We start from the raw sequence: 7634 nt of genomic DNA on the forward strand, positions 1-7634 counted from the left end.
TGGCTTAGTTGGTCTACTAAAGCCCCAGTGACTTTTGGCTTTTTCATAATCCGGCCCGTGGTGAACAATTTCACCCTCCGGTTCAACCTCATCGGCATTTGGAAAAGGCACTCCCATTTCGATCCACTTTGCGAGCACGGCAATATCTTCATCCGACATTTTGCCATCCGGTGGCATTTCGTGATCTTTATCCTGGTGAGAGGTCATTTTAAGAAGAAGGCTGGTCTCTGGATTTTTTAAATCCACGGAAGGTCCAAACTCTCCTCCTTTGAGCACTCCCTCGAGGGTGGTGAGAATCAAACCGCCACGAATTTTTTTACTGATCCCATGACACTTCCAACAATTTTCCTCCAAAACGGGAAAGGCTTCATCCTCCCAGAATGCAATTTGCTCATCAGTATAACTTCGCGGTGCTCCCGATAAGCAAGACAGACCAACCAAAATGGATAAACAAGAAGGAATGATATACGGTTTCATGAAAAAAGCGTTAGGCGACCCGCAATTGAGAATACCCAAATTTCAGGGAGATGGAATCTGCATGAGAACGAACGACTTCACCCAGAACCGGTAAATCTTTACGGGGAACACGATTGGTGGGTGCAACCATCCAGATCGCTCCAATGATTCGCCCTGATCGGTTAAACACTCCTGAAGCAATACAAACCTGCCCGATCATTTCCTCCTCCCGGTCGAAAGCAAATCCATCATCCAATGCGCCTCTTAAATCTTTGAGCAAAGCATCTTGGGTGGTGAGAGTATTGGGGGTAAATTTTTCAAAATTTAAAGAGGCTAAACATTTCTTTCTTTCAGGCTCTGCCATGTGGGCAAGAAACAACTTGCCAGGGGCAGCAGTGTGCAAAGGAAAACGCAGACCTGGTTTGATACGGAAACTAAAGCTGTGAATTCCCTCCACCTGTTCCAAAACCACTCCCTCATGTCCAATCAGAGTGCCGCAAAGTACGCTCTCTTTAGTCTCGTCCCTTAAAGCACGCATGTGAGGCAAGGAAGATTCCACAAATGAAGGAGTGCTGGTCACTGGAGAGGACATGGTTAACAACTTAGATGTAAGTTCATACAAGGAACCCTCGGTTTGCTTACGGACATAATTCCCACGCTCTAAGGTAGCTAATATCCGATAGACACTATTGGCAGGTATTCCCAACTTAGCACTCAGCTCATTCATACTCAGACCCCCTGGTCTTTCGTTGAGTATTTCAATTACACGCAGTCCACGCTCTAAGCCAGGAACGCGGTATTTATCTTCTACATTCACCTTCATTTGATATATAAACTTAATACCAAATATCAAACTGTCCACCTATTAGGACAAAGAAAATTATAGTTCAGGCGATGACTCAGTTTTTTTAATCCTAGAAACAACATGACTTAGGGTTGCAATCGTAATGAAATTTAAGTTTTACTCATGTAAAGCTAGTTCCATTAAAATAAAATAATCCACGGATGAACCAACCAAAGACCAAACGACAGAGCAGTTTTGTAGGAGTAAGAAATTTCTTTATCTGCATTACCCTAAGTATTAGCCCTACCCTCCTTAAGGCTGAAAATTATCAAGACACTGGATTCTTAACCTTCGACCAGAAACCCATGGGCAGCCTGGAGAAACCATTGATTTTGCGCACTTTCTGCCCGGATCTCGAGCTCGACCAAAAACTTGTTCTGGGTAATCATTCACAAGGAACCCCTGCCCCAAGGTACAGCCCCAGATCAGGAAAAGAAACAACAGGCAGGGATATTAAACCCATCGCGGGCATACCTGCAGCTATCGCTATTAACTTGGGAAATAGACTCTCCTATGTCTGGGATACCACCGAATGCCGATTATTATATGCCTGGACAGATGGTTTTTTGGATATGAAAAACTACTGGGGTGATAAAGAAGGCGGTCGACGGAAGGGTTTTAATTATGTACCTAGGCTTTTTGGTTTTGTTTTTTACAAGGCAGTGGGCGTCCACCCTCTGAGGGTAAACGGTAAATCAATATCTTCCTTTGGTACTCCAAAATACCTTGGCTACAGATTAGACCATTCACAACAACCCGTCTTTTCTTTTTCAACTGGAGACCACACTTTCGAGATCTCTCCCCGCATGGGGACAGGGAAGCAAACTCTTGAACTAACATACAGTTCACAAAATAAAGAAGCTTTGTCATTTGCCTCCCCCAAAACCCAGGTTCGTATAAAAACGAACGAGCCCGGAAAACTAGTTGTTATGGTAAGGCCTAATGCAGGAAAACGATATAAGACAGACCAAAAGGTGGTGGCACTTACTGAGGCCACCATCGCAAAGGGCGAAGAACTTTACCAAAGCATGGGTTGCATTGCCTGCCATTCTACTGACGGAGGTTTGAACCACGGACCCACCTTCAAGGGACTCCACGGCAACCTGCGCGAATTCATTAGTGCCAAACCACAAAAAGCCGACTCCGACTATCTTTACGAATCGATCAAGAACCCCAGTGCCAAGACGGTCAAGGGATACCTCGCGGGGATGATGCCCCCCTACCAATTACAAGCTCTGGAGTACGAATCTCTGGTTCTCTTCATCCAAAACCTTCCCTGATTAAATTGTTATGAAAACCAACTGGCTTTTGGCTCTACCTGCTCTTTTTTACTCGCTGATACTTTGCGGCGAAAATTACCGCTTGGAAAACCTTCCCTTCCCCAATGATCTACCACCCGAAATTGGCGACCTCGCCTTTGATAAGGATGGAAAACTATATGCCTGCCTGCGCCGGGGAGATGTTCTGGTTAGTAAACCCCAGAAAGATCTATCCAAATTAGAGTGGAAAGTATTTGCCACCGGTTTGCACAACGTAATGGGAATGGAAATTTTGGCCCCCGGAAAAATTGTGGTTAGTCAAATGGCCGAACTTACTCTTATTGAAGATACTGATGGGAATGGAGTGGCTGATCTTTATCGGAATCTCTGCTCGGACTTCGGTATCAGTGGAAATTACCATGAGACCAATGCGATCTGCCCGGATGGTGCAGGTGGGTTCTTTATCGCCTTGGGCACGGCATCTCACAATGGACCGACCTTTTACACTTCCCGTGGCCAATACAGTAAGGATGGCAGAAGGGGCAGGAATTTTTCGGCAGTCCAATACAAGGGCTATGTTTTGCACTACCACAAAGACGGGAGTATTACTCCCCATGCGAACGGTTTTCGTATGCAAAATGGAATTGCACGGGACGACTCTGGCAATCTCTGGTGCGGCGACAATCAGGGAGACTGGCGCGGAGGCTCTCCCATCTACTGTATCAAAAAAGGCGGGTTTTATGGGCACCCCTCAAGCCTGGTATGGGATGCACGGTACCAGCCCTTTGGTATGCCCCTGTTTTATCCACGCAAATTATTGGACGAATTGTATGATAAACCAGCTATGGATCTACCCCGTAATATGATGCATTCTCCTGGGGAACCCATGATTATTAACTCAAAAAGCTTTGGTCCCTTTTCCGGACAGATTCTAGTACCAGATGAGAACGGAAGGCGAATCGTTCGCCTAATGCCCGAAGAAGTGGACAGCGGTGTGCAGGGTGCAGCAACTCTCTTTTATCAAGACAATAAACTTCGTGCAGGAGGAGTACGCATTGCCTTGAGCCCAAGTGGTGAGTCAATTTACTACGGATCCACTACCCGTGGATGGCAGCGTCCAGATGAAGGCATCCAAAGGCTTACCTACAATGGAAATGTGCCCTTTCATATCTCACAATGTTCGCTTACAACCGATGGTTTTTTGGTTGGGTTCACCCAACCGATTTCAAATCCCGAAAAACTCTTAGAAAATACTAAGGCAAGAAGCTTCCGCTTTGAATACGGTTACAGATACGGCTCTGCTCAGCACGACAAACAAACCCATGAAATTCTCGCCGTCGAAAAGCTCGGCGATAACGGCCCTTACCAAATCAAGCTTGATAACCTCGCTCCCGGAAGAGTTTTCGAACTTAGTTTTACTGTAAAAAGCATCGATGGGCATTTGATGAAGGACCCCTTCGTACAATACACCCTCAACCGGTTAAAAAGACCGGACACAAAACATACTGCTACCATTACTCCCTCACAAAAGGGCCTGGATGTATCCATAGGAGGAAAATTCTTTGCCTCCTACGATATTGCCTCGGTAACCAAGCCCACAATCTGGCCCATTGTCGGACCCAGTGGTCAGTCTATGCTTCGGGATTATCCAATGAAAAAAGATACTCCCGGTGAAGCACATGACCACATCCACCATCAGGGGGTTTTCATTGGGCACGAGGGTACAAATGGGGCGAACTTCTGGCATATCGACAAGAAAAACTCAGGCACTGTACAACAACGCAGACTTATCGAAACGAGGCAGGGTAAAGACCGTGCCCTAATTAAAACCTTGAACGCCTGGAACAATAAGGAGGGAAAAAACCTATTTGCAGATACTCGGACCCTCCAGTTCTGGGGAGATCAATCTTCCCGCACCATCGATATTGAAATTCATTTTCATGCAACTAATGAACCGATGACCTTTCCTGCCTTTAAGGATGGGTTTGTCGGTATCCGTACCCATCCAGATTTACGACTCACCGCAAATCCCAAACACGGTGTGAAAGAAGTTTTTGGGCAGGCAGTAAACAGCGAAGGAATTGTAGGAAAAAAGATTTGGGGAAAACGGGCAGACTGGGTCCACTACTTTGGCAAAATTGATGGCAAACCCTCCGGCATTGCTTTTCTTAGCCACCCATCCAACTCATCAAAAAACAATCAGAAAGCATGGTGGCACGCCCGTGACTATGGCTTAATTTCCGCCAACCCATTTGCTCCAGATAGAATGGGGGGAGATGGCCCTAAAACTTTAGCCAAAGGGGATTCGATTGGCTTTCGCTACCAGGTTATTTTCCATTCTTTTAAAACGCCTCAAGAAGCTGAGATTGAAGAAAGGTTTTCCCAGTATGCCCAAGAAGCGGCACATCCCACTTCTATCATGCCAAAGCATCCAGGCTACCCCGAGGATTATCTTGCGTCGGGCAAATAAAAACAAACAACTCATTGCCCTCGATGAATAGACGCCACTTCATCCAATCAACTGCATTTGCTCTTAGCGGTTTTCCCTTGATTTCAAACACTAAGTCCGCACATCGAGCCATTGGAGCCAATGATAGAATTAGAATAGCTGTTGCTGGATTAAATAGTCGAGGAAAGAGTCACATCAATGGTTTCCTTGGTCAAAAAAATGTTGAAATTGCCTATGTCATTGACCCAGACAAGCGACTATTAAGCCGTACAGTTGAGAGCCTCAAGGGGCGGGGGCAGAAGAATATTAAGGGAGTAACAGATGTTAGGACAGCATTGGAAGATAAAGATGTAGACGCTTTGACTATTGCTACTCCAAACCATTGGCACTCGTTAATGACGATCTGGGGGGCTCAGTCCGGAAAGCATGTATATGTTGAAAAGCCAATGAGCCATGATGTTTTTGAGGGCAGAATCGCTGTTGCAGCTCAGCAAAAATATGGTGTGGTTATTCAGCACGGCACTCAGCAGCGAAGTGATGCTAGTCGTGCTGGCTTGCATGAGCAGATAAAAGCCGGAAAGTGGGGCCGCCTCAAAATCTCATACGGCTATTGCTGTAAGCCGCGGGGAAGCATCGGTCACAAAAACATTAGCCCCCCTCCTGCTCATCTTGATTGGAACCTTTGGAAAGGGCCTGCCGTAATCGAGAAATTCCACGGCAACTATGTACATTATAATTGGCATTGGTTCTGGGCCACCGGAAATGGCGACCTAAATAATCAAGGTACCCATCAACTGGATGTGGCTCGATGGGCAATTGATGATGATCAGACCCATCCCGTTAGAACCATGGCGATTGGCGGTCGATATCAATGGAAGGATCAAGGGGAGACCCCTAATTCAATGTTTGGAATGGCTGAATACGCAAACGGTCAGCAGGTTTTCTTCAATGTGCGAAATGTAAACTATAAGGGTTATAAGCGCCAGGTTGAGAATCAGTATTATTTTGAGGATGGCGGTCGAATCATTGGTAAAAGTTATTATCCGAAAGGTAGTGATAAGGGTGAAAAGATTGAATTCGGCAAAGGCAAAGTAACACCAGGTGGCACTTGGGGTAGTTTCATTACTGCTTGTCGAGCTGGTAAACCAGAGATGGCTAACGGGAATGTCAAAGATGCACACTATGGTTGTGTGTTAGGTCATCTTATCAACAATTCTTACAGGCTAGGTAAAAAGGTGCCGTTCAATCAGAAAGCAGGAAATTTCGAAGATAATAAGGAGGCATCTGAACACTTTGGTAAACTCCATGAGATTATGGGCAAGGGTGTCGGCATCCCCGAGAAAGAGAACACTTATACAGTAGGCCCTTGGTTAACTTTTGATGCAAAAAAGGAGAGGCACACTGGTGAATATGCAGATGATGCGAATGAACTCTTGCAGGATACAAATAATGCCGAATTTAAAGTGCCTGAATTAAATGATGTCTAAATTCCTTTCTTATCCCTTTTAAAACTATGAAATTTGCTCTCTGTAATGAAATTTTTCGCACCCTTCCCTTGGAGGACGCGTTCCAGAAAATTGCTGACATCGGATATGAGGGTGTGGAAGTTGCCCCCTTTACCTTGCAAACAAACCCCAGAGATTTGAGTGAATCCGATGCCGATCGTTGCCGAACGGCTGCGGAAAGAGCGGGATTGGAAGTGGTGGGCCTGCATTGGTTGATGGCAGAGACGGAGGGATTGCATCTGACTCACAATGATCCTGCTATTTTGGAAGTCACCAAAGAGTACTTAATTAAACTAGGTCAGTTAACCGCGAGAATGAATGGTTCAATATTGGTGCTGGGCAGCCCCCAGCAACGCAACCTGTTGCCTGGCGTATCCTATGAAGAGGCCTTTGAGCGGGCGGTATCGCTGATGCAGGAAGTTTGCCGGGAGATCGAAGGTGATGGAGTGGCTTTTGCGATTGAGCCCCTTGCCAAAGTAGAAACCGACTTTCTCAGTTCCTGCGAGCAGGGAAGAGATTTTGTCCAAGCTGTGAACCATCCAGCCTGCGGACTGCATCTCGATGTCAAGGCAATGACCGCAGAGCCAGATGGGGTATGCCATGCCATCCGCGAATATTATCCAGAGTGTATCCACTTCCATGCTAACGACTCCAACCTCCGGGGCCCCGGACAGGGAGCCACAAACTTCAAAGAAGTAGCGGAAACCTTGACCAATACAGGCTATGCCAAATGGGTATCCGTGGAGGCATTTGATTATTTCCCCAACTCGTACGAGTGTGCAAAAATCTCACTGGTAAATTTACAGGAGTCTTTCTGCTAAATTTGGCTTAGCAAAAAGTATACTGGGCGCTTGGTGCTTGGAAATTACTCCAAGTAAGGTAGCTCAATCATTCAATTTGGCTTAGCAAAACAGAAATCTTACGCAATTTGTGGTTTTCTTTATTATTTAATTTAAAATAAATTGAGCTTAGTCATTGTAAACCTGTGACAACCCGCCCCACTGTTTAAATAAGCCCTCAAGTAAAACGCCCCTTCATTATGTTTCAACGAGTAGCATTCATCCTTTTAGGAATTACGGTTTCACCCGCCCTACCTTTGCTATGTGCAAAAAGTTACATTT

General features: G+C 45.8%; 6 protein-coding genes. 4 read left to right on the forward strand and 2 right to left on the reverse strand.

The features are described from left to right. Positions 1-477 (reverse strand): c-type cytochrome domain-containing protein (locus ACKPQ4_RS01735; protein ID WP_407679488.1); only part of this gene is annotated, 477 nt, incomplete at its 3' end. 10 nt (positions 478-487) lie between these two features. After that, entirely contained in the window at positions 488-1279 is a 792-nt protein-coding gene (locus ACKPQ4_RS01740) for an IclR family transcriptional regulator (RefSeq protein ID WP_407679489.1), read from the reverse strand. A gap of 182 nt (positions 1280-1461) precedes the next feature. On the opposite strand from ACKPQ4_RS01740, the gene ACKPQ4_RS01745 reads away from it, so the two are divergent. Genes ACKPQ4_RS01745 through ACKPQ4_RS01760 form a run of 4 tightly spaced genes read left to right on the forward strand, consistent with a single transcriptional unit; the run spans position 1462 to position 7334 of the window. Then, positions 1462-2580, forward strand: a complete 1119-nt coding sequence (locus tag ACKPQ4_RS01745) for a c-type cytochrome (RefSeq protein WP_407679490.1) — start codon at positions 1462-1464, stop codon at positions 2578-2580. A gap of 10 nt (positions 2581-2590) precedes the next feature. Further along, positions 2591-5029, forward strand: a complete 2439-nt coding sequence (locus ACKPQ4_RS01750; RefSeq protein ID WP_407679491.1) for a DUF6807 family protein — start codon at positions 2591-2593, stop codon at positions 5027-5029. Positions 5030-5052: 23 nt separating this feature from the next. After that, positions 5053-6495: a Gfo/Idh/MocA family protein gene (locus tag ACKPQ4_RS01755; protein ID WP_407679492.1), complete on the forward strand. Its 1443-nt coding sequence runs from the start codon at positions 5053-5055 to the stop codon at positions 6493-6495. Positions 6496-6521: 26 nt separating this feature from the next. After that, complete coding sequence (locus tag ACKPQ4_RS01760) at positions 6522-7334, forward strand: sugar phosphate isomerase/epimerase family protein (protein WP_407679493.1); 813 nt, start codon at positions 6522-6524, stop codon at positions 7332-7334. Positions 7335-7634 lie beyond the last annotated feature (300 nt).

The organism is Candidatus Chordibacter forsetii (assembly GCF_964187505.1).
Lineage (GTDB): Bacteria > Verrucomicrobiota > Verrucomicrobiia > Opitutales > Seribacteraceae > Chordibacter > Chordibacter forsetii.